This window comes from Paenibacillus sp. LjRoot153 (genome assembly GCF_964253085.1).
Lineage (GTDB): Bacteria > Bacillota > Bacilli > Paenibacillales > NBRC-103111 > Paenibacillus_E.
Genome location: NZ_CAXUQH020000001.1, coordinates 1,399,700 through 1,424,860, shown reverse-complemented (window position 1 = coordinate 1,424,860; position 25,161 = coordinate 1,399,700). Strand labels below are relative to the sequence as shown.

Annotated in this window: 22 protein-coding genes and 1 riboswitch; of the genes, 5 read left to right on the top strand and 17 right to left on the bottom strand. The window is 44.0% G+C overall.

Annotated features, from left to right (window positions below; genetic code table 11):
* From ACSQ8P_RS06265 to ACSQ8P_RS06240, 6 genes are read right to left on the bottom strand one after another with little or no spacing between them, the layout of a single operon-like run.
* Entirely contained in the window at window positions 1–570 is a 570-nt protein-coding gene (locus ACSQ8P_RS06265; protein ID WP_436234406.1) for an HAD family hydrolase, read from the bottom strand.
* Window positions 563–1,579, bottom strand: coding sequence for an ABC transporter ATP-binding protein (locus ACSQ8P_RS06260; protein WP_436234405.1), 1,017 nt, complete (start codon window positions 1,577–1,579; stop codon window positions 563–565). Before ACSQ8P_RS06260 ends, ACSQ8P_RS06265 begins: the two co-directional genes overlap by 8 nt.
* Complete coding sequence (locus ACSQ8P_RS06255; RefSeq protein WP_436234404.1) at window positions 1,572–2,627, bottom strand: ABC transporter ATP-binding protein; 1,056 nt, start codon at window positions 2,625–2,627, stop codon at window positions 1,572–1,574. Before ACSQ8P_RS06255 ends, ACSQ8P_RS06260 begins: the two co-directional genes overlap by 8 nt.
* 23 nt (window positions 2,628–2,650) lie before the next feature.
* Window positions 2,651–3,796, bottom strand: a complete 1,146-nt coding sequence (locus ACSQ8P_RS06250; protein ID WP_436234403.1) for an ABC transporter permease — start codon at window positions 3,794–3,796, stop codon at window positions 2,651–2,653.
* Window positions 3,797–3,798: 2 nt separating this feature from the next.
* A complete protein-coding gene (locus tag ACSQ8P_RS06245; protein WP_436234402.1) occupies window positions 3,799–4,845 on the bottom strand; it encodes an ABC transporter permease in 1,047 nt (348 codons plus the stop codon).
* A gap of 42 nt (window positions 4,846–4,887) precedes the next feature.
* A complete protein-coding gene (locus tag ACSQ8P_RS06240; protein WP_436234401.1) occupies window positions 4,888–6,852 on the bottom strand; it encodes an ABC transporter substrate-binding protein in 1,965 nt (654 codons plus the stop codon).
* Window positions 6,853–7,396: 544 nt separating this feature from the next.
* On the opposite strand from ACSQ8P_RS06240, the gene ACSQ8P_RS06235 reads away from it, so the two are divergent.
* Window positions 7,397–7,699, top strand: coding sequence for a hypothetical protein (locus ACSQ8P_RS06235; protein WP_436234400.1), 303 nt, complete (start codon window positions 7,397–7,399; stop codon window positions 7,697–7,699).
* A 2-nt stretch (window positions 7,700–7,701) separates the two neighbouring features.
* Here the strand turns inward: ACSQ8P_RS06235 and ACSQ8P_RS06230 are convergent, their stop codons facing one another.
* Window positions 7,702–7,881, bottom strand: a complete 180-nt coding sequence (locus ACSQ8P_RS06230) for an aspartyl-phosphate phosphatase Spo0E family protein (protein WP_436234399.1) — start codon at window positions 7,879–7,881, stop codon at window positions 7,702–7,704.
* Between the two features lie 268 nt (window positions 7,882–8,149).
* Complete coding sequence (locus ACSQ8P_RS06225) at window positions 8,150–8,986, bottom strand: helix-turn-helix domain-containing protein (RefSeq protein WP_436234398.1); 837 nt, start codon at window positions 8,984–8,986, stop codon at window positions 8,150–8,152.
* Between the two features lie 152 nt (window positions 8,987–9,138).
* Here ACSQ8P_RS06225 and ACSQ8P_RS06220 point away from each other — a divergent pair, with 152 nt between their 5' ends.
* Window positions 9,139–10,284, top strand: coding sequence for a glycoside hydrolase family 88/105 protein (locus ACSQ8P_RS06220; RefSeq protein ID WP_436234397.1), 1,146 nt, complete (start codon window positions 9,139–9,141; stop codon window positions 10,282–10,284).
* A 90-nt stretch (window positions 10,285–10,374) separates the two neighbouring features.
* Here ACSQ8P_RS06220 and ACSQ8P_RS06215 read toward each other — a convergent pair whose 3' ends face one another.
* The gene (locus ACSQ8P_RS06215; protein WP_436234396.1) at window positions 10,375–10,884 is read right to left on the bottom strand and encodes a DUF421 domain-containing protein; all 510 of its coding nucleotides are present in this window, start codon (window positions 10,882–10,884) and stop codon (window positions 10,375–10,377) included.
* 178 nt (window positions 10,885–11,062) lie between these two features.
* Here ACSQ8P_RS06215 and ACSQ8P_RS06210 point away from each other — a divergent pair, with 178 nt between their 5' ends.
* Window positions 11,063–13,213, top strand: a complete 2,151-nt coding sequence (locus tag ACSQ8P_RS06210) for a 5'-nucleotidase C-terminal domain-containing protein (protein ID WP_436234395.1) — start codon at window positions 11,063–11,065, stop codon at window positions 13,211–13,213.
* Between the two features lie 86 nt (window positions 13,214–13,299).
* Here the strand turns inward: ACSQ8P_RS06210 and ACSQ8P_RS06205 are convergent, their stop codons facing one another.
* Genes ACSQ8P_RS06205 through ACSQ8P_RS06195 form a run of 3 tightly spaced genes read right to left on the bottom strand, consistent with a single transcriptional unit; the run spans window position 13,300 to window position 15,809 of the window.
* Window positions 13,300–14,094 carry an ABC transporter permease subunit gene (locus tag ACSQ8P_RS06205; RefSeq protein ID WP_436234394.1) on the bottom strand — a complete coding sequence of 265 codons (795 nt, stop codon included), beginning with the start codon at window positions 14,092–14,094 and terminating at the stop codon, window positions 13,300–13,302.
* A 26-nt stretch (window positions 14,095–14,120) separates the two neighbouring features.
* Complete coding sequence (locus ACSQ8P_RS06200) at window positions 14,121–14,918, bottom strand: ABC transporter permease subunit (protein WP_436234392.1); 798 nt, start codon at window positions 14,916–14,918, stop codon at window positions 14,121–14,123.
* 6 nt (window positions 14,919–14,924) lie between these two features.
* Window positions 14,925–15,809 (bottom strand): ABC transporter ATP-binding protein, encoded by an 885-nt coding sequence (locus tag ACSQ8P_RS06195; RefSeq protein WP_436234391.1) that lies wholly within the window; start codon window positions 15,807–15,809, stop codon window positions 14,925–14,927.
* A gap of 115 nt (window positions 15,810–15,924) precedes the next feature.
* A riboswitch (cyclic di-AMP (ydaO/yuaA leader) is annotated at window positions 15,925–16,090 on the bottom strand.
* A gap of 375 nt (window positions 16,091–16,465) precedes the next feature.
* Between ACSQ8P_RS06195 and ACSQ8P_RS06190 the strand changes: the two genes are divergently transcribed.
* The gene (locus ACSQ8P_RS06190; RefSeq protein WP_436234390.1) at window positions 16,466–16,828 is read left to right on the top strand and encodes a hypothetical protein; all 363 of its coding nucleotides are present in this window, start codon (window positions 16,466–16,468) and stop codon (window positions 16,826–16,828) included.
* A 43-nt stretch (window positions 16,829–16,871) separates the two neighbouring features.
* Here the strand turns inward: ACSQ8P_RS06190 and ACSQ8P_RS06185 are convergent, their stop codons facing one another.
* Entirely contained in the window at window positions 16,872–17,702 is an 831-nt protein-coding gene (locus ACSQ8P_RS06185; RefSeq protein ID WP_436234389.1) for an AraC family transcriptional regulator, read from the bottom strand.
* A gap of 142 nt (window positions 17,703–17,844) precedes the next feature.
* Between ACSQ8P_RS06185 and ACSQ8P_RS06180 the strand changes: the two genes are divergently transcribed.
* A complete protein-coding gene (locus tag ACSQ8P_RS06180; protein WP_436234388.1) occupies window positions 17,845–19,905 on the top strand; it encodes a beta-galactosidase in 2,061 nt (686 codons plus the stop codon).
* A 39-nt stretch (window positions 19,906–19,944) separates the two neighbouring features.
* Here the strand turns inward: ACSQ8P_RS06180 and ACSQ8P_RS06175 are convergent, their stop codons facing one another.
* From ACSQ8P_RS06175 to ACSQ8P_RS06160, 4 genes are all read right to left on the bottom strand, one after another.
* Window positions 19,945–21,549, bottom strand: a complete 1,605-nt coding sequence (locus ACSQ8P_RS06175) for a response regulator (protein WP_436234387.1) — start codon at window positions 21,547–21,549, stop codon at window positions 19,945–19,947.
* Window positions 21,531–23,282 carry a sensor histidine kinase gene (locus ACSQ8P_RS06170; protein WP_436234386.1) on the bottom strand — a complete coding sequence of 584 codons (1,752 nt, stop codon included), beginning with the start codon at window positions 23,280–23,282 and terminating at the stop codon, window positions 21,531–21,533. Before ACSQ8P_RS06170 ends, ACSQ8P_RS06175 begins: the two co-directional genes overlap by 19 nt.
* Window positions 23,283–23,369: 87 nt before the next feature.
* Window positions 23,370–24,209, bottom strand: a complete 840-nt coding sequence (locus ACSQ8P_RS06165; protein ID WP_436234385.1) for a carbohydrate ABC transporter permease — start codon at window positions 24,207–24,209, stop codon at window positions 23,370–23,372.
* A complete protein-coding gene (locus ACSQ8P_RS06160) occupies window positions 24,206–25,105 on the bottom strand; it encodes a carbohydrate ABC transporter permease (protein ID WP_436234384.1) in 900 nt (299 codons plus the stop codon). Before ACSQ8P_RS06160 ends, ACSQ8P_RS06165 begins: the two co-directional genes overlap by 4 nt.
* Window positions 25,106–25,161: the final 56 nt, after the last annotated feature.

Genomic DNA, 25,161 nt, shown 5'->3' with positions numbered 1-25,161 from the left:
TTATGCCAATTGTGCATTAAGCTTCTCGACTAAGTCAATTAAATCTACCGGATTGCTGATTGTATAGGCAGGCTTTTGACTTTCGTCTTCATGCACTTTCGGATATCTAGTCGTCCAGCTCAAGAAGATGCTCGTGATCCCCATTTGATTAGCGCCTTTCACATCTCGGCTTAAATTGTTACCTACCATGACAATTCGTGAGCAATCCTGCTCAGTGAGTTCTAACGCACCCATGGCTGCTTTAAACATACGAGGACTCGGTTTTGAATCTTTAATCGTTTCTGAATAAATCATCGTGGTAAAATAATCATACAAGCCATGGTCCGTTAACATGTTCTTGAACGATTGCGCTCTCCCGTCGGCTACAAGAGCAAGTATATAGCCACGTTCGGCAAGCGTCTTCACCATCACATCTGCCCCTGGAATCAGATCAGCTTTAATCACAATATCATGCTCATCTCTAATTTCGGTTCCTTCATCAATGATGGTATCTCCACAATCCAGGAAAACAATCAGTTTCTTCGCATTTGGGTCAATCGCTATATGATCTTTCGTTGTTGGTTTACTCATGTACGACACCTCTTAAATTTAATTGGTCAGCATAATGACAAGCTGCGTAATGTTTGTTCCCTAATTCCTGCAGCTTTGGTTCTTCCTTTACACATTTTTCGGTCTTATACATACACCTAGGATGGAAATGACACCCGCTCGGAGGATTGGCTGGATTCGGTACTTCACCTTCCAGAATGATTCGGTCCTTCTTATAATCCGGGTCAGGCTCAGGTACGGCCGACAGGAGCGCCTCTGTGTAGGGATGCTTAGGCGATTGAAATAGCGCATCCACAGGTGCTAACTCGACAATCCGTCCCAAGTGCATAACCGCCACACGGTCAGAAATGTTTTGTACGATAGATAAATCGTGCGAGATGAATATATACGTAATCTGAAGCTGCTGCTGCAAGTCTTTTAACAAGTTAATAATTTGGGCTTTGATCGAAACATCCAGGGCTGACACGGCTTCATCGCAGACGATGAGTCGAGGCTGAGAAATAAGTGCCCTCGCAATCGCGATACGCTGTCTTTGCCCTCCGGAGAAGGCATGCGGATAACGTTTAAGGTAGCTGACATTCAAACCTGTTTTTTCTGCGATTAAAGTCACTTTCTCATCCAGCTCCGCTTTGGTTAGCTTAAAGTTGGCGAGCAGCGGCTCAGAAATAATGTCATACACACTCATTCTCGGACTCAATGAAGAATAAGGATCCTGAAAGATCATCTGAATATCTTTTCTGAATTTCTTAAATTCTTTTCCCCGAAGCCCTAGAAAATCAACTTGCTCATCGCCTTCCGTATGGTAAATCACTTCCCCAGAAGAAGCATTCATACCCCTTACGATACAACGGCCTAGCGTTGTTTTCCCGCAGCCCGATTCACCAACTATACTTAGCGTTTCTCCCTCCATAAGCTCGAAAGTAACGTCGTTCAAAACACGAACCGAAGTAGGCTTACTAAACAACTTGTTTTTGTCTTTCACTTCAAAATTTTTGATTAGATGGTTTACTTTCAAAATAGGTTTAGACATATGTACTCTCCTCACCTTCATTCGTGTAAAGGAAACATCTAACCATATGGTTATCGGATATTCGCGTTTTGGGAACAGCTTGTTTGTTGCATACCCCTTCAATTCGATCCTTGCACCGATCATAGAATCCGCACATGGGAGGCATATTGATTGGCATCGGAACGGTACCTTCGATCGATTCTAACCGTTTATTTCTGTTGCCAGCTAACTTAGGCATCGAGTTGAGCAAGCCTTTTGTATAGGGGTGTTTGGGATTTTTAAAAATTTCGCCTACGGTCGATTGCTCGACAATCTTCCCTAAATACATGACAGCTACTTCATCACACATCTCTGCAATGATGCCTAGATCATGCGTGACAAGCAAAATCGCCATGCCAAACTCTTTTTGAAGACCCTTCATAAGCTCCATCACTTGCGCTTGAATGGTTACATCGAGCGCAGTCGTGGGCTCATCGGCGATTAACAATTCCGGATTGCAGGATAAGGCCATGGAGATCATCGCGCGCTGACGCATCCCACCCGAAAATTCATGCGGATACTGGTCAAATCTTTTCGCTTCATCCGAAATACCCACTTTACTTAACATTTCAAGCGCAATTTTTTTCGCTTCTTTTTTATCCTTGGTACGGTGGATGAGGATGGATTCCATGATCTGATTGCCAATGGTATACATCGGTGAAAATGCCGTCATCGGCTCCTGAAAAATCATCGCAATTTTACGGCCACGAATGGAGCGAATCTGCTTGCTGCGGGAATTCAGCGACAGCAAATCTAGCTGGTTTAACTCCTTCTCCGAGGTAGAGTGATACACGATCTTACCTGATGTTTCACACTCTTTTGGATTAATACTGATAATAGCTCTGCTGGTTAAACTTTTGCCACAGCCAGACTCGCCAACAAGCCCAAGTGTTTTTCCTTTTTTTATTTCAAAATCAACGCCATCTACGGCCCTCATTTCCCCATTATCCATTTCAATACGAATCTTGAGGTCTTGAACGGACAATAGGGGTAGTTCGGATTGTGAATCAATAACAGCTTTGGATGTCATGACATTCCCCGCCTTACCTTAGTTTATTTCTTGTATGGATCGGCTGCATCACGCAAGCCGTCGCCTAGAAAGTTAAACGTTAATACGGTAACAATGACAAATCCGAGAGGGATTAACTTCCACGGATACAAAGCAATATTCTCAATTTGCTGAGCCTCCTGAAGGAGTACACCCCAACTGGTAGCAGGAGAACGAATGCCGAGCCCTAGAAAGCTCATTGCCGTCTCGCCCAGAATCATACCCGGGATGGCTAGGGTCGTCGCAACAACCAAGTAGCTAATAAACCCAGGCAGAAGATGTTTGATGATAATTTTAGCGTCGCTGACGCCTGCTATTTTGGCTGCAAGCACATATTCTTCATTTTTTAACGAGATGAACTTTCCTCTCGCAACCCTCGCTAAATCCGTCCAACCGATGAACGCAAAGATAATGACGATATACAGATACATGGTCACTACGGGGACCCGGGCAGGTATGGCAGCAGATAAGGCCATCCAAAGAGGCAGTGTCGGAAATGACCGAATGATTTCAATGAACCGCTGAATAACCGAGTCAATCCATCCTCCGAAATACCCGGATATGCCTCCGATGAACAAGCCTAAGACGAAGCTGATAAACACGCCAATGAGCGGGATACTTAATGAAATTTGACTGCCCAGGGCAACGCGTGATAGTAAATCTCGTCCCATCCCATCGGTACCGAACATAAAGATACGACCAGGTTCATCTACGCCAAAAAGGTGGGTACTCGTTGGGATCAAGCCCAGAAATTTGTAGCTTTCACCTTTCACAAAAAAACGCAGAGGATGGCGGACATTCTCGTCCTGCACAAATTTTTTCCGCAGTGTAACAGGATCTCTGCCTGATTTCAGTTCATTGACAAATGGTCTCAAATGGAAGTTGCCCTCAGCATCCTTGAAACTCAATTTTGTAGGAGGCGCATTGACATATTTGCTGTCGTAGCTTTCCAAACTATAGGGTGCTATGAACTGAGCAAAGAGAGCTACGATGTAGAATACAGCTAAAATGATTAAACTGACACGAGCCAATTTATGTTTTTTCAATCTGCGGTATATGAGACGCCACTGCGAGCTGTAATAGACATCGTTATTTTTCGGACGCTTGAAGGTGGTTACCAGTTGTTTGCCCACTGTTGCAATTGTTTTCATCGTCACACCCCTCTGAATGCAGTGCGAATTTTGGGATCGAGCCATGCCAACAAAATATCCGAAATCAATGTACCTACAACCGTTAGCACTGCCATAAACAATAACCACGTACCTGCCAAATACATATCTTGGGCTAATAATGCGTTATACATAACGGGACCTTGAATAGGCAAATTCAGAACAATCGCCGTAATCGTCGAACCTGTAAAAATGGACGTTAGTGACCATCCAAGGGTACTTACGATGGGATTGAGCGCAGCGCGTGTCGGGTATTTAAGTAATATTTTCGTTTCCGATAAACCTTTGGACCGTGCAGTCACCACGTTCGGCTTATTCAATTCGTCCAGCATTTGCCCTCTCATGACTCGAATGAGCTCTGCTGTGTTCGCCAAACCAATAACGATAATAGGGATAATCATATGCTTCAGCAAGTCAAGAACCTTCCCCATCGACCATGCTGCACTTGCGTATTCACTCGAAAATAAACCTAGTAAAGGATCACCAAAATACACATAAGACAGATACATGAGAATGATCGCCATTAAAAAGTGAGGCGTGGCCATACCAAGAAATCCGAATGCCGAGAAAATATAATCACCGATGGAATACTGCTTTACTGCACAATATATCCCGATGGGGATCGCCACCGCGTATGTAAATACCATCGTAGCCAGAGAAACGATCAGCGTTAGCGCCATAAATTGCGATATCACGCTCAAAACAGGCTTGTTATAGCTAAACGAATAGCCGAAGTTAAAATCGGTGAAAATGTTTTTCATCCAATCCAAATATTGTATAAACCAATGTTGATCCAACTTTAAGGCTGCTCTCATTTCAGCAATATCTGCTTGAGTCATGACCTCACCCGCCGCGGACATCTTCGCTGCATACGATGAAACATAGTCACCAGGAGGCAACTGAATGATATAGAAGACAATAACCGATATAACAAAAACGACGGGTATCACCATAACGATTCTTCTTAAAATATAATGGAGCATCTCGATCCTGTCCTCTCCGGTTAATTCGATGATCCTTTTGAAAGTCATACTGGGGAAATTAACTTTCCCCAGTATGCAGCTAACAACGACCTATTGTTTGATAAAGAATTGAGAAGGATGGCCATGGCCTAAACTGCGGAATTCATCTGCATAAATTAAATTCTTAGGCACGTTGCCGATCTTGTTAGATGCAACAATCAGCTTAGGCGTTGGGCCTGCATAACCAATTAGCCATTGATTCTTTTGATTAAGTTTAATGATTTCATTGCTCCACTTCGTAATATCTTCCTTGGTTGTCGACGATTTAACTTTATTCCAGTAATCCAAAATTAACGCGATGTCACCTTCTGGTTTAACACCGTCTTTACCATTGGATGATGTATACAAGCCGTAATTTCCAAGCCATGGTGTTAATACACGCAATGGTACAAGCGTATCCGGTCTAAAAGCCACATTAACAAGCGAAATATTTTCTGTCGTTACTGGAATCTTATTGGCGTATTTAAGATCATTATGAGTACCGGCATCCACAACTTTGATATCTACCTTGATACCCACTTTTTCATAATATTTTTTGACTAATTCCAAGAAAGTTGCCGTATTCGTCGTATTCTCAATAACCGTAATCGTCAGGTCAGAACCATCAGCGTTTAAACGGAAATTGTTCTTATCACGTTTTGTCAAACCTAGTTCATCCAGAAGTTGATTTGCACGTGCTTGATCGAATTTACTCCATTGATCGGCCCAGCCTTTTTGGTAGCCAACCAAGCCTTCCGGAACGGAAGCTTGTTGAGGAGCCCCTAAGCCGTTCGTAACAATTTCTGAAATCTCTTTGCGGTCGACCGCTACAGAAACAGCTTCTCTAAATTTAATGTCTTGGAAGAGCTTACGCAGATTAGGATCGGCAATGGTTTGATTGAATTGCAGACCCGCACTCGACCATGCTGCTTGCGTCCAAGGCGTGACAGTGAACGCTGCTTTCTTTTCATTTTCTTTCAATACAGTAAAATCTTTAAAATCAAAATCAAGCAGATTATAATCGCCAGCTAATGCGCCAAGAACTCTTTGTGCTGGATCCTGCACTTTGGTTGCCACAAGACGGTCCATATACGGCAGTTGATTTCCTTCGCTATCCACTTTCCAATAGTAAGGATTACGCTCCATAATAAATTGATCACTATTCGGATCGTTTTTAGCTACCCAAGGTCTTAAGTTTGGGATCTGCGGATTAATCCAATCGTAATAGCCCGTTGCTACCAAGAAAGATTTCACATCTGCAAAGCCCCATTGCTTCGCAATTTCAAGCGCCTTCGCATCACCTACAAACTCAGGTAAGATCGTTTTTTGGAAATGTGCTGGTGCAAAGAACCATTTGTTATCAATGGCAACACGCTCCAAAAATAGCACGCTAGGATATTTATGAGTAATTTTAAACGTATAATCATCAATTTTAGTCACCTGTGCTAATGCCTTTTCTCCAGATACAGGGTCGACGGAGTAATAAGCATCATAAATCTTTTTACCGAACGTTTCTTTCGTTAGCATATGTTCCCAATAGAACAGGACATCATCTGCTGTAAAAGGCATACCATCTGACCATTTCATTCCTTTTCTCAAATGGATCGTGAATTCCGTTGAGTCTTTATTCACTTCAAAGCTTTTAGCAACGTTAGGCTCAACCGTACTTCCATCCTTATTAAAACGGAAAAGCGACTCCTCGGTCGGTGCACCAACCGTCCAGCGATCATTAGGACCAGCCCAAGGCATTTTCCAGTCGCCGCCGTATTTTCCTATCTCATCCGTTACCTTCTCAACCATAATATCTTCCTTAACAGGCAGCCGATCCGTCACTGGCTTAAGAGATCCTGCAGTCACAAGCTTAGCTAACATCGGGGCTTCTTTGAATCCGTTTATTTTTGTAGCCGCTGATGCAACTGGACCTGTTGTTTCTTTAACTGCTGAACTTGCTTGTGGTTCACTATCACTCTCACATGCCGCAAAAACAACTGCGAATATCAACATCATCATCCAAATAAACAAACTGCTTCTTTTCAAGCCAATCCCCTCCATAATGTTAAACTTGTTCTTCAATTTTCCCTATCGCTTACTTGGAAATCGGTCCCCTTCACCTCCAAGGCTGAATATCCTTAAACCGGTTTAATAAGAGAATAAAAAAATTTAAAATGTATGTAGTTAAACCGTTTTAATAAAAATGTAAGCGCTTCACATTAGGGTATGCGATTACTCTTTATAAGATGTTAACTTTCCCCAGGCACCTTATTAAACCGGTTTAATACAATTGTTTGTAAGCGCTTGCTTTATACATATTTGTATCTTACATCGGATTTGAATCCTTTGCAATCATTTTTTTGGAAGAATGTGGGGATGCCATTTGCTCCTTCAGATCATCGTGCTAGGTTACAAAAATAGGAAAGAAGCAAGTCATGAATTGGTTTGCTTCCACGCTATCTATATTCTACCATTTGAATGCTAATTTCCCTTGTACTACACCATGGAAAAGTATACACTTTTCTATGACTGATTATTTTATTTCGTACGGTACCAAAACGAACACAGACTATGGGGAGGCAACATAACGATGGCACATACAGCCGAAATTAAAAGAGTAAAAACCTTGCTCCGGCATGCGCAGCAACTATCTGGAGCTAGTAACCAAGCTGATGAAAGAATTAAGAGCTTGAGCAGCAGACTAGAGGCACTTCAACAACTTGCAGGAGACCATTCAGCTTCGACCGAAAATGAAAGCGAAAGTGCTGCGGTAGAAGTGAGTGAAGAAGTAACTACAGATGCAACCGAAGAAGCAACTGAAGTTGTAGATGAAGAAACGAAAAATGAAGTCGCTGCAGCTGAGGAACAATCTGCTCCTGATGAGCAAAACTAACTTTAACTAATGAGCTTCAACTTTGCTTTTTTGAGAATAAGTTTCTGATATAGCACAATGTATCTATCCAACAACTGACTAACGGATACGACTTTCTCATGTGTCAAACTACCATTGATTACCGCTTGATTGATCATTTCGAATCGCAAGCTGTCAATTTTTTGTTGAAGTATTAATTCCATCGTATCCATCTCCGCTCCAGTTATATGGATTAGTTACTTTGCCTATATCTGTATAGTAAATGAAGACTATTAGATTAATATTAGAAATTATTTGTGAGAGTGTTAGTTTATTGTGATGAACAACCAGCACTCCTTATGGTCAAAAGAGAAGAGACTTACCCTAAGTAGATTGTCATTACTTGAGGTTGGTCTCTTCTCTTTCATCTGTCCTTCCTTAAGAAGGGTTCCCATTTCTATAGGACATACATTTCTTGCATCATTAGCTATTCTACTTGTCCTTCCTATAAAACAACGGAGCATGTCCCGTAACAGACTTAAATACGCGCCCAAAATGCGTAACACTGCCGAAGCCAACCTTTCTGGCAATCAAACTAACTTTCATGGAGGTTTGCTCCAGCAGCTTTTTCGCTTCCTTGATCCTGACACTATTCAAATATTCCACGAACGTAAACCCCGTCGCTTCTTTGAAAAAACGGCTTAGATAATAGGGACTTACATAAAATTTCTCCGCCAGCAGATGCAGCGGCAGCTCATTCATGTAATTGTTGTTCATATATCGAACAACCTCCAAGATCCTCTCGTACATGGGGCTAGGAGGCTCTAGCGGTTCCAGCGCATTTTGTTTGGCATGCCGACAGCAAATAATGAGCAGCTGCAGCACCAACGTCTGCGCGAACATCTCAAAGCCAGGCTTCTTTTCCTGCATCTCCTGCATAATGCTATGTGCAAGCGCCTCTATAGCAAGCCTGTCATGCAGCGGACATTGTATGATCATGTACGCATTCTCGAAGAGAGGCTGGAATATGTCTCTATAGGAATTATTCACCGATGCCATATGAGCCTCATGAATATTCACGATGAGCCGCTCGTGCTTAGGCATTTCCGTGTTGGTGGTCCGATGAAGAATATTCGGAGAGATGATGACGACATCCCCCTCGTTGATGATCATGGTCCTATCTTTTATGAAAAACGTCCGTTTGCCGGACATCAAATAGAAGATTTCGTAGGTACTGTGAAAATGGTTAACCGGCATATTGTGACTCAACGCTTTTCGATAAGATACGGAGAAGGAACCTTCTCCGTTATCGAATTGGAAATCTTCCATCTTCTACTCCGCCTTTTCATCCAATTTGCCATTTATTATACGCTTCTCTTCATATCCTGCAAGATATAAGAAGAAAATTAACTTTTCAGCAATAAATGTACATTTTCCTCTGCTAAGATAAGCTTAAGTACACGAAGGAGGAATGAATCCGAATGCAAGCTTCTGAACGTAATATCCAAGACAACACCGCTACCACTACCAATCAACATGCAAAATCCCCTATTCAATGGGCGGAGGCAGCGTGTGAGGCGCTGATGACCAAATTTGAACCAGAGCTTCTTCCGCCAGATCGGTTCCATTATCATCAAGGTGTTTTCCTATCAGGTATGGAGAAATGCTGGCGGGAAACTAACAATGATAAATACTATACGTATATCAAACGGTGGGTAGACAGTCAGATTCTTGCTGATGGCAGCATCAAAAAATATAACCCAGAAGAACTGGATGATATTCAACCGGGCGTGCTGCTCTTTAACCTTTATGAGCAAACTGGCGATGAACGGTATAAGAAAGCCTTGCACACATTGGTTCCCCTTTTAAAAGCATGGAAAACCAACCCATCTGGCGGCTTCTGGCATAAGGAACGTTATCCGAATCAAATGTGGTTAGACGGATTATATATGGCTGGACCCATTGCTACTCAGTTCGGTAAAACCTTCGATGAAGCCGACTATTTCGACATGATGACCTATCAAGCTATCCTTATGGAGAAGCATACCAAGGACCCTAACACCGGCCTACTGTATCACGGTTGGGATGAAACCAAAGCTGCTGCTTGGGCTGATCCTGTAACAGGCTTGGCACCAGAATTCTGGGGACGCGCGATTGGCTGGTATCCCGTTGCTTTGCTGGAAATGTTCGAATATCTTCCTGCGGACCACAAAGATAAAGCTACGCTGACGAGCATCCTTCAAGACCTGCTCATCGCCTTGATCCCCTATCAAGATGCCACCACAGGCTTATGGTATCAGGTTGTAGACAAAGGAGACATTGCGGATAATTGGCTGGAAAACTCCTGCACAGCGTTGTATGTGCATGCCATTGCCAAAGCCGTGCGTTTCGGCTATTTGGATCCTAAGTATTTGACCTATGCGTGGAAAGGATATCAAGGCGTCATTGATACGCTGAAGTTTGATGAGAACGGTCATGTGATCATTGGAAAGATCTGTATCGGTACAGGAATCGGGGATTATGCCCACTACATCGCCCGTCCTACAAGCGAGAACGATTTGCACGGTGCTGGCGCTTTTATTCTTATGTGCGTGGAAATGAGCTTAGCTCAGGAAGTGATCTCATAGTAAAAATAGAGGAGCTAAGCGGCTTAAATACGCTTAGCTCCTTTGCTGCGGTTAGCGCAGCTAGATTAATGCGCGGCAGTTCGTGTGTTTTTATTTTGGTAAACGGGACTCCATGAGCTGCTTCAGCTGTTCAATATCCTGCTTCGTCGCAGGAACTTTATGTGGTTTTAACCGAAAGGTCAGCTGACCGCTGGCCTCAATCGTTGCGCATTCAACATCATCGCGATCGTTAATCCCGGCGATGCGCAGCTGCGCGTTAAGCCCTTCATCGGTAAGATTCAGCGATTTCATTGCACTAAGCTCCACTTTTCCGTTCACAATAATGGGTATTGGCTTGCCGATCCATAAAGCACGAAGAGGCGCATATCGTATCAGCAAAGTTCTAATCATCCGTACGGTCAATATAAGAACGATGGCTGTGCCGAAGGTCTTCCACATATTTTCATTCTCAACAGGTCGAATGAATAACGGACCCAGAATCAGCATGAGCAGCACGTCGATCATTGTTAATTTGCCAATTGATGTTCGACCGGTAAGTCGAAGGAGCAATGAACCCGCGGTAATAATGACGATAGCTCTCCAAATCCAGTCCACATGCATAAAATGCCCCCCTTTTAAGAGTAATTATTCCACGATTTCAGCATCGCTTATACCGAAGGAATTCAGAGGTTAAATAGTTAATAATTTCTTCACTTCTCAAAATCTAGCATTTCCTTTATACTAAAAGACGGGTTTATTAACCGTCGTTCTATTAATTAGTAGGAGGAATTTTTAACACATGAAAAAAACATTCACTACACGCCTTACTGCACTCGCTCTTGTAACCGTTCTCACTGGCTCTTTCTCTAGCTCCCTAGCATTTGCCGAAACAACCTCACCAACTTCGCCCGTTTCAATGAAATCAGATATGCGTCTTGCCATTGATAACGGCGTTGTGGAGGGCTACGGAGATACAGACTACCGTGGTGCAAATGCCGCTACTCGCGCTGAAGTGGTAACTATGATTAACCGTGCTGCCAAGCTGCAAAGTGCTGATCCTAGTACTGTTAAGTTCACGGACCTTGCGACTTGGCAAAATCAAGCAGTTGCGAACGCCGTTGCAGCTAAACTGATTAGCGGTTTTGCTGATGGTACGTTTCATCCGAATGCTGCTGTGACGCGTCAAGAGCTTGCTGAATTAATTGTGAAAGTCGTAACTGGCGGCCAACTGCCACAAGTGAACGAAAATGTGTTGAATTACTTCAAAGACTCCGCATCCATCGCCAAAGACTCCCGACCTTATGTCGCTTATGCCGTCATTAGCGGAATTTTCGCACCTACTCTCGATGGTAACTTTAATCCTACTGCTGAAGTAACGCGTGATGAAGTAGCCAAAGCGCTTAAACCTATCTTATTTAAAGTGGTTGATATTTTAACAACGAACGATATTCACGGTAAAATCGAAGTCGGCTTCGATAAAAAGCGCAATCAAGGGCAAGGCGGTATCGAAACATTTGGCGGCATCGTATCCGATTTCCGTGCTGTGAATCCCAAAGGAACTGTCGTAGTTGACGGCGGTGACGCTTGGCAAGGTACGCTTATTTCCAATACAACGAATGGTCAATCCGTGATGGATACCATGGCACAAGTGCAATATGATGCTGCGGCTATCGGGAATCATGAATTCGACTTTGGTCGTGACGTTCTGATCGATAATATTAAGAAAGCTAAATTCCCTATCCTCGGGGCTAATATTATCGATGATCAAACAGGTAAACGCGTTGACTGGACACAGCCTTATGTCATTATTGAAAAAGATGGTCTGAAAATCGGCATCATCGGCTTCGCAACACCTCAAACGAAAACAACAACGAAATCAACGAACATCGAAGGCCTTTCCTTTGAAAATCCAGTTCCTTTGGCCAAAGAATTGTCAGCCGAGCTTCGCGCGAAAGGCGTCGATATCATCATGGTTACCTCTCACCTCCCAGGTGAGCAAAACCAAAAATCCGCTGAAATCATTAGTGAGCTTGCTGATCTTGCAAAAGGCACTGGGAACGGCACATTAGATGCGATTGTTGGGGGTCACTCCCACATGCGTGTAGCCGGAATCGTGAATGGCATTCCAGTTGTTGAGGCTCAAAGCTGGCTTTACGCGGTTGGGCACATTCAACTCTTTGTAGACAAATCCACCAAGCAAGTCGTATCCTCCAATGCAAGCTTGCTTGAAACATATACGAATTTAACGACAGCTGACGCAGAGATTCACCAAACGGTTGAAGCATATAAAGCCAAAATTTCTGCGAAATCCGGCGAAGTAGAAGTCGTAGTTGCAGAGCCGCTAAATCGTAAATCTTTCCGTTTTGCTACTAATGGCGGGGCTGACCGCGACGGAGCAACACAGTTAGGCAACAGCATCACAGATGCGATGCGCGCTTCTGAGAAATCCGATATCGCTTTCACGAATATTGGCGGTATTCGCACGGATATTGACAAAGGTGAGCTAACTTATAGCGAAATGTTTGAAGTACTCCCTTTTGGCAATTACAACGTAACGGGTACAATGACTGCTGCACAAATCAAAAAAGCACTCGAAGTTACGGACAAGTATACAAGTCTTCCAGCTATTCAATTCTCAGGTTTGAAAGTTGAATGGGATAACACGAAGCCGCTAGGTGAGAAGTACTCCAAAATCACTTTGACTGATGGTACACCGATCTATGTCGATGGCAAGTTGAATACAGATCGTACATTCAAAGTAACAACCAATGATTTCATGGCTACTGGCAGTGGCGATGGCTTTACGGTATTCGGTGAAGTGAAGGATTGGAAAGATGGCGCCATCATGCTGGATGCTTGGGTAAATCACGTCAATTCCCTCAAGGCTGCGGGTAAAGAGCTGTCTGTACAAGATGATGGTCGCGATGTGCGTTTGGATTTGAAGAAATAAGCTATCATTTTATTATTAACCTCATTAAATGAGAAAGACCTTTGCCCGCATCCAGCTATGGATAGGGTGAAGGTCTTTTTCTATCTCTAAACGTGCAAATCCCGTTTTTGAAAGGAAACATAAGTAACGACCGTTAATATGGCAATTACAACTGCCGAAATGATGACATACACGGCATCAAATCCACCACCATACATGATATTTTTCGCCTCATAAAATTTAAACGGGGTTACATATTTCAAGAATGCCAGCTTATCATTGAAATCAATGGCAATGGATAAAATAAACGTGATGAGCATGATGCCTGTTGACAGTGAGGCTGCTTTTTTGGCATTTTTATAAACGGCTGCAATGGACGTTCCAATGACTAGAAAGAGCAGCTGTAGAATAAACATGCCCAGCATGACGATGGAGATATCACCATTGACAGCCTCACCTTTGCTGTAAGCCCCAACGATCAACATACTCGAAATCCATGACACGAGGTTAAAAATAACAATGTTCACTAAAGCGCTTAGCAGCTTCCGAGTGATGATTCCATGCCTCGATAATGGCTTCACGAATAAAAACTCTGCCGTCTTGTCCCGCTCTTCCTTCGCGATGATATTGGCCCCAAGCATAGTCGCATGGATCGTTGCCATTAACAAGAAATATAAGACCAAGATGCCAAAATAACCGCTTGCCTTCGATAAATCTAATGCGCCTCCACCCATGATCACTTGAAGGGACTTTGGCATTTCGGCCATAAGATCATTAATCTGTCCGTTAGCTGCCGTTGCTTGATACTTGTTCATGCCACTGACCACTAGAAAAATGAGTCCTAAGCTCCAAAAAATCATCGATTTCCGATACGTTCTTAGTTCTCTCCAAAAAATATTCACTGGCTGTTCCCTCCTCTCACCCGCGTTTATACGGCATGAACATCCTTTTTCGTGTAAATGAAATAGCACGCAGCTATCGAAACGACGATAATTCCGATAGTTGCAATGACATAAGGTGTTTCATAGCTCGCATGCTCCAGCATGTATTTCCCGCTAAAGTATTTGAATGGCGAGAAATAGCGTTTAGCTCCCTCCCCATCTACGGCAACGACCATTCCGATAACGAAAAAGGCAAACACCGTACCAAGACTGATGGATAAGACGGCTTTTATTTTAGAAAATACGACTGAAATGATGAATCCTATAGCTAGAAACATGAGCTGGATAAACAGTAACGTGAATGAAATTAATAGAAATACGCTCACATCGAAATCAACTGTTTTTACTTGAAGTGCCATTAGATAGGCTGCGGCGATATAGATCACACACGTTATCACTAAGGAAGCCACTGCTGCTAATAGCTTGGAAGTCAATATTTTCGTCCGCGTTACGGGCTTCGTAAGAAGAAAGTCTGCTGTTTTCTCACGAACTTCTTTCGAGACGATAGATGTTCCCAAAACCATGGCTTGAATGGCTCCGCAAAGTGTAATGTACATAAAGATATAGATATAGAACCCAAGCAGGGTGCCGAACGTTTCGATTTGAATACCAAGCGCTTTCCTGACACCTTCGGGATATCCCTCTAATACCTTAGAGAACTCAGCAAAATCCTTAGAGACAGAAGGAAAAAGGGATAGGAATAATACGATGACTGCAATTAAGGAGCACGTCCACGTGATCGTGGATTTTCGATAAGCTCGCAATTCATGAAGGAATATATTCATCCCACCTTAAGCCTCCTTCTCATAGTAGTGCATGAAGATCTCCTCTAAATCAGGCTCTTCGATCCATAGATTATCAATTTCAATTTCAGCAATTTTTCTCATGACTTGATTAATGTTGCCTTTAAATAAGAAGCTGGTTGTTTGGCCTTGGACATCAATGTTATTGACCCCGTTCATTTTGAAGAAAGTAGGATCGAGCACTTCTGCCGTGTCAATTTTAAATCGCTTGAAATTGTTTTCTTTTAACGTACTGATTTTCTCAACCGTTACAATCCTGCCTTCCTTAATAATCGCAACTCGATCACATAGTCGCTGAACTTCACTCAATATATGAGAGGAAAAAAGAATCGTAGCTCCCCTTTTATTCTGTTGTTCAAGCAATTCGAAAAACCTTTGCTGCATGAGCGGATCCAGTCCACTAGTCGGTTCATCAAGGATAATCAGCTTAGGATCGTGCAGCAGCCCTTGAACGATGCCCACTTTCTTTTTGTTTCCCAAAGATAAATCATCAATTTTTTTCGTAACGTCCAGATCCATGATTTCAGCAAGCTCTTTGATTCTTTTGGTGCAATCCTTCTTGTAAAAGCTAGCTGAATACTTGAGTAGGTCGATCACCTTCATGTTGTCATAATAAAAAACTTCCGACGGTAAATACCCGATTTCCTTCTTAATTTCAGGCGCAAACTGGATGCAGTCTTTCCCGAAAATTTTGGCACTGCCGCTTGTGGGAAAAATCAGCGACAGCAGCGTTCGAATCGTTGTTGATTTCCCAGCACCATTCGGTCCAATAAAACCAAAGATCTCCCCTTCTTCAATCGAAAAACTAACGTCTTTAATGCCTCTTGCGTTCCCATAGGTTTTGGTCAGATTATTAATTTCAATTGCATGCATGACGCATCCTCCTTGTGGAATATATGTAATTTATTGGGTTAATGACAAGCAAAAAGAAGCCCTAAGAGCAGAGAATCTCTACTCTCGGACTTCTTCACATAAGAAGGCGAGTGTGCGGTTCTCTCTCAATGCACCTACGAGGTTAGCTGTCGGATTCGGACTTGAGAGCGTCCTACCTAATGCTTGCGAGCATCAGGATTCACCCCATGAAGCCATGTGTTGCTGGAACGGCTTCGATTGGTTCCCCCGTTTCCCTACTGGGAATTAAGTGGTTTCTTTTTACCACATAAGAAAGTATAAGTTTTCGGTTCCCGAAAATAGCTTTCTTATTGGCGATAAAACCTAGCTCTAAACGCGGTCGCTCATCTTCGAGTGGCTTCGATAGAGGTTTTCTCACTAAAAATCAACTTGTCGTAATGAATCTTACGCCGTTCTCAATAGAATGTAAAACGTAGATTCGCCTTTAATTTATGCAGATTTGACTTTGGTAGTTGATGAAAGCGTATACATTTAATGGTGACGTTGATTATCCCATACTTTGCTACTTATTAGTGCTCTTTCGGGAATAAAGTCCTGTGAAGTGGCTGCCTAAGACAATCACGTCAATTCGAACCATTGGAAACGATGAAATCAATCTGATATACTAACTCCAATAAATGGCATCTATTATTTTAAAGTGGCGGATTCGAATGTCTAATTCAAGCATGTTTACAATGGCGTTGTACCGCCCCCATCCAGGAAAAGAAGCAGAACTAGCCGAGATTGTCAAAGGTCACATCCCTGTGCTTCGCGAGGAAGGGCTTATCACGGAATTCCCGCCGGTAACGCTGCAATCTGTAGACGGAACGCTTATTGAAATATTCGAGTGGTTATCCGAGGAGGCCAAGGACCAAGCACATACGTCCCCGAAAGTATGGCCGATTTGGGAAAACATGATGAAAGTTGCCGAGCTGGTAAGCCTTTCGTCGCTTCCTGAAGCAGCCAAGCCTTTTCCAAATTTCAAAAGAGTCACGCTCTAGCCGTAATGGCCCGCAAAAAACCTTCATTTACTTGAAGGTTTTTTTACGTGTTATACACCCGCCGATACTCCTGTGGAGTCAGTCCGGTATGCTCCCGGAAGCGCGCAATAAAGTAGCTGCTCTGGGAAAATCCGATATGCTCTGCGACTTGTTTAATTGTCCATTCGGTAGACATAAGCAGCTGCTTGGCTACAACAAGACGACATTCAAACAGCCACACCATCGGAGTCCGCCCCATCACTTCGTGAAACATCCGACTAAAATAATAGGTACTGAAGCCTGCCTGCTCGGCCATCTGCAGGAGCGTTAGCGGATTCGTGCAGTGAGTTCGAATATATTCCGCAACCTCTCTCATCCGTGCACGTTTATCCAGTATGGTTGCCGTTCCATGTGTCTCCGCACGTAAGGCAAGCTCAGCAAGCAGTTCATAGAGCTTTACAGCCAATTGCACTTCGTTCCGATCATAAGGGGATGCCAACTCCAATAAGCCCCCGGTCATTTGTTTGAGTTTGGGTACATCACCGTAAGTAAACAACCACACAGCTGAAGTACCTTGATCGTTCAATAGCCTGTCGAGTCCTTCACCTGCAAGGTGCACCCAGAATACTTGCCAAGGATCGTTCGGGTCTGTTCGATACTCCTGCTCGAGGCCCGCCCCGTAATAAAAGCCTTGTCCTGCTTCCAGGCAAAATTCCTTCCCGTTCGCTTTGACATATCCCTTACCGCTTAACACAATATGTAAATTTGCTTGTTGCAGCTGCCCCTTAATCCGCCACTCCTGATGTTCGGGGAATTCCGCATATTGACCAATCATATCCGGATACACCGTGTAGTGTTTGTACATAGGTTCAGACAATACATAATGAATTCTCATGTGCCCTCCAAAACGCAAAAATCTGATACATGTAGCAAAATGATGTTATATACATTCTATTATAAAGAAATATAATGAATACATAAAGAACTTTAAACAACAAGAAATTACTATACCAATAGAAATGGGGATATTGTTCATCATGGAAAAAACCATTCCGGGAGAGAAATTTGACCTAGGTGTGTGCTACTACCCTGAGCAGTGGCCGGAGCAGATGTGGGCTGACGATTATAGGAGAATGCGAGAAATCGGTTTTACCATTGTGCGAATGGGTGAGTTTGCATGGAATTTTTTTGAACCAGAAGAAGGGGTTTATGCCTTTGATCTGTTCGACCGCGCTATTGATCTTGCTCACGAGCATGGACTGAAAGTCATTCTGGGTACACCGACGGCAACACCGCCCGCTTGGATGACCTATAAATATCCGGAAATTCTGAATGCTACATTTGAGGGTGTGCAGTATCAGCACGGGCTGAGACGTCACTACAATTACAGCAGCCCTGTTTACCGCGAATATTGCGCGAAGATTACCGAGGCTATGGCAACTCATTATGCCAACTACCCAGGCGTAGTAGGCTGGCAGATCGACAATGAGCTTAACTGCGAAGTGAACGTCTTCTATGCTGAAGCCGACCATACAGCGTTTCGGAAATGGGTGCAGGAGAAATACGGTTCCTTAGACGCATTGAATCAGGCATGGGGAACCGTCTTCTGGAATCAGAGCTATTCAGACTGGGAGCAAGTGCATTTACCTCGCCCTGCGCCTAGCAAATCCGCTAACCCTCATCAAGCGCTGGATGAAAAGCGATTTATCTCGGATAACACCATATCCTTCGCCCGTTTACAGGCAGACATCTTGCGACGGCTTGCCCCAGCTCAGTGGATCACAACGAACGGCATGTTTGGCCATTTGGATAGCCATGCCATGACGGATGAACTGTTGGACTTCTTTTCTTTCGACTCGTATCCGAACTTCTCAACCATTTGGAACGATGCCGATCGCGAGAATCCGCTCATGGATCGCAGCAATTCCAACCAACTCACCAAGGTACGTTCGATCTCACCTACTTTCTGCATTATGGAGCAGCAGTCAGGCCCTGGCGGTTGGGTGAACACAATGGGACAATCAGCACCAAAACCAGGCCAAATGCGATTATGGACCTATCAATCAGTTGCTCACGGGGCGGATATGGTCCTGTTTTTCAGATGGCGAACGGCAACATTTGGCACCGAAATTTATTGGCATGGGATCAACGATTACCATAACCGTCCCAACCGAAGGGTTGCTGAAGCCGCAACAATTAGCCGAGAATTAGGAAAAATCGGAGAGGTTATTGCCGGATCTCGTTTCACAGCGGAAGTGGCTATTCTTCACGATTATGACAATGAGTGGGATGGGGAACTTGACCAATACCATGGTCCGCTAACAAAAGAGAGTGAATACAGCTGGGGGAAAGCCCTGCAGTTCAGCCATATCCCTTACGACTATTTGTATGTGCAGAATAAGACTACCCTAAATGACCTTGCTCGTTACAAAGTGCTCATCTATCCGCATCCAGCCATTATGTCGGAGGAAACGGCGGAACTTCTTAAGCAATATGTAGTCGCAGGCGGCAAGCTGGTTTTTGGAGCCCGCTCCGGTTATAAAGATCAACGCGGACATTGTCGAATGACGCCATTCCCAGGTCTCGTCGCGGAACTGTGCGGTGTCACGGTCGAAGACTTTACGCTCATCGTGAACGAAGCAGCGACACCTAACATGCGCTGGATCGATGGTGGCGGCGAAGCCAGCATGCCTGCCCGTCTGTACAACGATATTCTCCTGCCAGAGAACGACAGCGTAGAAACACTCGCCCTGTTTGACGGCGACTATTATACAGGCAAACCGGCCCTCACCCGCAACCCTTATGGCAGCGGTGAAGCCTATTATTTCGGGGCCGCATTCAGCCGCGAAGTAGCGGATGCCTTGATCCGCCGCCTTGGAATTGCGCCTGCCACTAAAGGTTGGGCAGAGCTGCCGCCTGAGGTCGAGGTTGCCATCCGCGTGAAACAGGATCGTCGTTTTGCCTTTATCCTGAACTACACCGACAAACCAGTCAAAGCTAATCTGCTGAAGGAGATGGAAGACTTGTTGGAAGGTGAACGGGTTAGTATGGGGGAGATGGAGATAGCTCCTTATGGTGTGAAGGTTTTCGAACTATGATGGAAAAAGGAACCGGTGCGCTAAGCACTGGTTCCTTTTCTATATCTGTGAGGTTCGTTTATATTCTTGAATCGAAACGCCCGTTACCTTTTTGAATCGGTGGCTAAAATAATAAGGATCCTTAATCCCCACTTTTTCCGCGATCTGATAAGCTTTCCAGTCCGTTTCATTCATGAGCTTAACAGCTTCATCTATACGAAGCTTCAGCAAATAATCGGTGAAACCCTGCCCTATTTCCTGTTTGAAAATGCGACTTAAATAACTGGAATTGAGATGAAACTTCTGGGATACGGAACCCAAGGAAACTTCGGGATTTCGAAATTCGTCGGCTAAGTAGGACAGGATATCGTGAACAATCTGGTTCGTTTTCTTCATTCGCGTACCCTGTACATAATCCGCCGCATCTTCTGCCAATTTGGACAACAATTGACTCAAGTCACCCATCGTTCGGCAACCGAACATGCGATTATAGATGGCACCGTTCAACAAGTTCGAACGCAATTGCGTAAAGCCCAACTCCGACATGGCCAGATTCAGCATCAAAATGAAATGGACACCGAGCGAATACATGTGTTCATTCGTCATCCCCTCAGCGGGAGCCAAGGAATGAAACAGCTTATCGATGGCTTTTACAGCTTGATTTTTGAGCCCCGTTTTAATAAAGAAAATGATTTCTTCCGTATCCGATAGCTTCAAATCTGTGGAATAATTGACCAGCCGAATATCTTCCCCAAACGAGATGACTTGGTCTCCGCCAAAAAGTTTGCCATAACGTAGCGCTTCCAGGGCCTCCTTGTAGCTATGTTTCACCCGAAGCAGGTTTTTACAAATGCCCCCTACCCCTACAGTTGCTTGGCAATTCAGCTTATCCTTAATGATGCGAATGGCCTGTTCGCCCAGCGCCTCCAGCTCAATCGCTTGTTCCCAGCTAATCATCACGACACGTCCGCCATTGTCTTGAAGAACATGAATCCCCTCACGCTCGTGCACGAGAAATTCGACAGCCCTTTTGCAGCCCATGCTGAGATTTAGTCTTCTCTCTTCTTCAACATTAGGCTCGCTTTGAAAATCGAGTACAGCAACGGAGCAGCATGCTCGAAACGATTCGCCGAAAAAATAGTCAAACCTTCGATTGAGTTGCTCACCATTTGATGTGGTGCCTACGAGTAGGTCCATTAGAAACTTTTCTCTTAACTCAAGGGTATTCGCCAGAAGCTCCGACTGTATTTTCCGATATTCATGCCAATGGGCGGTTTCTTTCTCGATCACATCTTTCAAATCGATAGCCAGTTTTCTCAGTACGTCAGGTTGAAGCGGCTTTAACACGAAATCATGGACACCGATTTTCACACTTTGTTTCGCATATTCAAATTCTGGATAGGCCGTTAGAATGACAACCTTAATGAACGGATCTCTCTCTTTGATCAGCCTCGCGAGCTCTAATCCATCCATGTAAGGCATATTAATGTCGGTAAATACGATATTGGGCCTTAACGCATCAATTAAATCCAGCGCTTCGTTGCCATTAGCTGCCTCCCCTATAAATTCGATACCAAGGGAATGCCAATCTAGGAGAACTTGAAGTAGCTTTCTTGGATTGACTTCATCATCTACAGTAATAGCAGTTATCCTTCCTTGTTCCATTGGGGATCCTCCAGGTAGGGTATATCGATTTCGATTCTCGTTCCATTGCCGGGTGAACTGCCAATTGAATAGGACATGCTCTCTCCATAAAAAAGCTTGAGTCTAGTCATTGTTCCACGCAATCCGAAGCTTGCGGCATTATGAATGAGCTGCTCTTCTCTTATGGATTCCAGCTTATCCTCCGTGATACCGATGCCATCATCTTGAATCGACAAGATGACCGATCTGCCCGAGATAACGGCGGATACCGTAATCACGCCCTGCTGGCCCATAGGCCGGATACCATGGTACAAGGCATTTTCCACAAGCGGCTGCAGAGTAAGCTTAGGGACTGGATAATCGTGCAGAACATCGCTCAATTCATAAGCTGCCGTAAACATGCCTGGGTACCGGATATGCTGAATCGTCAAATAGTTCTTAGCAATCTCAAATTCTTCTTTCAGCGAAATGATTTCATTCCCTTTGCTCAAACTCAAGCGGTAATATTGCGCTAACGCTGATATCAGGCGGTAGGTTTCTTCCCTCTCTCCAGCTAACGACAAGTATCCCGCAGATTCCAAGGCATTGTATAGAAAATGCGGCTTAATTTGCTGATGAAGAATATGAAGTTCAAGCTTTCGCCGCAGCATCTGCTCCTCTTTCTCGCGCTCCATCGATTGTTGAATCGTAGTTAGCAGACGGTTATACCGATCTTGAAGCTGCCGAATTTCATTGGAATTCGGATTGAGAAGAACTTCCTGATAATCACCCGTCTCCGCTTTTCTCATCGATTTTAATAAACTTAAAATCGGATGGATAATAGATCGCGTGATCCAAATAAACCCGAGAAAAATAAAAACAACATTAAAAGCGACGATCGGGAAAAGAACCCGGTTCACAGCTTTGTACGGATTCGGCCAGTCGCTCATCGAGAATGCGGTTACATAACGCCATCCGCCAACCTCCATCTTATCGAAGATGTAACGATGATTGGCTATCGTTTGGATAAAGCTCCCTGAAGCATGGGATCGAAACGCTTCCGATTCCGCGAACTGCTGCAGCTCAGGATTCTCAAAATCGATCACGAGAGCGTCTTCCCGATCCACCATGAGATCGTATTTCTTGCCATCAATGGTATGTTCATAGGGCTTTTTAATTTGCGTTAATGGAATGTTAATCATCACCATGCCAATCGGTTGGGCCGTATTCAGATCATTCACGACACGGATTAAAGAGAGATATTGCTCCCCTTTTACCTGCGTATTTAAGATTCCGCCTGCATTGATTCGCCATATCGAGCCACCGTTTCTGTTAATGGCTTCCTGATACCAAGGCGCTGATTTAATGCTTGCGATATGCAGACCTAACTTCTGAAACTCCAGTGAATAATATAAATCATCGTTGCGGAACAAATAAACAGAGGCTACATTAGACTCTGCGAGGAAAATCTCATTTAACACCTTTTGGATACTCAGGTTCGAAGCAACGAATCCATCGTACGTGAAATCCGTCTTTAGCAGTTCCTGGACGGTGCTGCTGGCGATGACCCTTTGGGAATATTTGGAGGCATTATCGAACAAGGAATTCATATTAGATTGAATCGCGTTTAAACTCTGTTCAGAGACTTCCGCAATCTTGCCGTCGATCAGACTTCGGTTAAAGCGTTGATACAAAACGCCGCTGATCAGCAGAGAAACCGATAGTAAAAGGATATAATAGGCTATCATTTGTGTTCTTATTTTGGCGAATCTCACCACATAAACCACCTTCTGTCTGATTCTAGGCCTATCTACACACTTTCTATCGTTCCTCCACTTAGTATACCATGCGTGCATCGTTCACTAGCCTTTAATTGCTCCAGCTACAATACTCTTCTGAACCTGATCGCTTAAGAATGCATACAAAATAATCGTAGGAATCGTCGCAATAACCATGCCCGCTGCGATCGGACCATATTCTGTCGTATGCAGCCCCCGAAGGGAATTAATCGCAACCGTAATCGTCATGAGTTTGTTACTATTGATAAATGTAGTGGCAAACATTAATTCGTTCCAGGCAGCCAAAAAGGTAAAGATGGATACCGAAACAAGAGCTGGTTTGATCAAAGGCAGCATAATTCTGAAAAACACTTGATAAATATTACACCCGTCAACGACGCTGGCTTCTTCCAACTCCCGAGGGAGACTCGTAAAAAATCCGACCATGATAAACATAGCGGGAGGTATCGCGTTCACCGTATAAGGGATAATCAACGCCCATGGCGTATTTAACAGATGAGTTTGTTTTAAAATAAGAAAGATAGGCAGCAAGGTAGCATGTACAGGAATCATCAGCCCCGACATAAATAAGGCCAGTACAAGTTTACTAAACTTCCATCTCATTCGAGTGACCGCATACGATACCATTGCTGCTAACAACCCTGAAACGATTACCGTTATGCCAGTGTATAAGAAACTGTTCAAGAAATTCCTACCCAGCTTGGAGCCCACAAAGACGTATTGATAGTTGGCAAATATCCACTTGGAAGGCAGTCCCATGACATTGCTTCCGGTGATTTCAATATTGGTTTTGAATGAGGTTAACACGAGCCAAAGCAGCGGATAAAATTGAATGATGGCAAAAATAACAAGAAAAAGTTGAAGAATAAGGTTCGTGTTATGCCATTTTCGAGTCAGTATCACTTGTTAGTCCCCTCTCCTCGTACTCGAAATAACCACTGCAGCCCCATATAAATAACAAGACATTCCACCACCATAAACACCGCCATTGCACTTCCATACCCGTACATATTTCGCTTGAAGATTGTTGTGTACATTAACGTGCTGGGTACATCCGTCGCCGGTGCCGAGGTGCCGTTCGTCATGATAAAGGTCAAATCGAAAAATTTCAGAGAACCAATAATGGCAAATACGATACACACCTTCAAAATCGGCGTTATTAAGGGGACTACGATCGAAAACGTCGAGCGCCATTTGGACGCCCCATCGATTTTGGCTGCGTCAAACATCTCTTCGGAGATCCCTTTTATCGCTGCATACATCAGAAGCATGTAATAACCAACCCACTGCCACACAGCCGGCAGCATGATGCTCGATAGAGCCGTTTTCTCGTTCGTCAGCCAATCATTCTTCCATCCTTCTAGTCCTATTTGCGCCAATATGGCATTCAATACACCGTAGTTTGGGTTCAAAATCGATAAGAACATAAGTCCAATGACGGCAGACGAAATCGTGACAGGGATAAAGAATAGGGTCCGATAAAACTTCTCTCCTCTAATGCCCCGCGCAAGAATTAAGGCTAGAAAGAACGCAAACGGAATCTGCAAGCCTACCGATAAAATGGCCAAATACAACGTATTCCAAACAGAATGAAGAAATTGCATATCGTACGTATCGGTAATGAACAAATCTTTGTACAACGCCAATCCCACAAACTTCCCTTGCCCAATGCCGTTCCAATCCAACATGCTGTAATACACGGATTGAACAATGGGGACGAAACCTACGAGTAGGAACAAGATTAGCGCAGGAAGTACGAAGACGGCTATGGCTTTCTTATCGCCAAACACTTGTTGCATGGTTCTCCCTCCCCCTAATCAAACTGGCGGAAGCTGCCTTCCGCCAGTTTCTTCGA

Bases quoted from the DNA above. Each gene is read 5' to 3' on its own strand.
- ACSQ8P_RS06265 (WP_436234406.1), bottom strand. From the start codon at position 570: ATGAGTAAACCAACAACGAAAGATCATATAGCGATTGACCCAAATGCG.
- ACSQ8P_RS06260 (WP_436234405.1), bottom strand. From the start codon at position 1,579: ATGTCTAAACCTATTTTGAAAGTAAACCATCTAATCAAAAATTTTGAA.
- ACSQ8P_RS06255 (WP_436234404.1), bottom strand. From the start codon at position 2,627: ATGACATCCAAAGCTGTTATTGATTCACAATCCGAACTACCCCTATTG.
- ACSQ8P_RS06250 (WP_436234403.1), bottom strand. From the start codon at position 3,796: ATGAAAACAATTGCAACAGTGGGCAAACAACTGGTAACCACCTTCAAG.
- ACSQ8P_RS06245 (WP_436234402.1), bottom strand. From the start codon at position 4,845: ATGACTTTCAAAAGGATCATCGAATTAACCGGAGAGGACAGGATCGAG.
- ACSQ8P_RS06235 (WP_436234400.1), top strand. From the start codon at position 7,397: ATGGCACATACAGCCGAAATTAAAAGAGTAAAAACCTTGCTCCGGCAT.
- ACSQ8P_RS06230 (WP_436234399.1), bottom strand. From the start codon at position 7,881: ATGGAATTAATACTTCAACAAAAAATTGACAGCTTGCGATTCGAAATG.
- ACSQ8P_RS06225 (WP_436234398.1), bottom strand. From the start codon at position 8,986: ATGGAAGATTTCCAATTCGATAACGGAGAAGGTTCCTTCTCCGTATCT.
- ACSQ8P_RS06220 (WP_436234397.1), top strand. From the start codon at position 9,139: ATGCAAGCTTCTGAACGTAATATCCAAGACAACACCGCTACCACTACC.
- ACSQ8P_RS06215 (WP_436234396.1), bottom strand. From the start codon at position 10,884: ATGCATGTGGACTGGATTTGGAGAGCTATCGTCATTATTACCGCGGGT.
- ACSQ8P_RS06210 (WP_436234395.1), top strand. From the start codon at position 11,063: ATGAAAAAAACATTCACTACACGCCTTACTGCACTCGCTCTTGTAACC.
- ACSQ8P_RS06200 (WP_436234392.1), bottom strand. From the start codon at position 14,918: ATGAATATATTCCTTCATGAATTGCGAGCTTATCGAAAATCCACGATC.
- ACSQ8P_RS06195 (WP_436234391.1), bottom strand. From the start codon at position 15,809: ATGCATGCAATTGAAATTAATAATCTGACCAAAACCTATGGGAACGCA.
- ACSQ8P_RS06190 (WP_436234390.1), top strand. From the start codon at position 16,466: ATGGCATCTATTATTTTAAAGTGGCGGATTCGAATGTCTAATTCAAGC.
- ACSQ8P_RS06185 (WP_436234389.1), bottom strand. From the start codon at position 17,702: ATGAGAATTCATTATGTATTGTCTGAACCTATGTACAAACACTACACG.
- ACSQ8P_RS06180 (WP_436234388.1), top strand. From the start codon at position 17,845: ATGGAAAAAACCATTCCGGGAGAGAAATTTGACCTAGGTGTGTGCTAC.
- ACSQ8P_RS06175 (WP_436234387.1), bottom strand. From the start codon at position 21,549: ATGGAACAAGGAAGGATAACTGCTATTACTGTAGATGATGAAGTCAAT.
- ACSQ8P_RS06160 (WP_436234384.1), bottom strand. From the start codon at position 25,105: ATGCAACAAGTGTTTGGCGATAAGAAAGCCATAGCCGTCTTCGTACTT.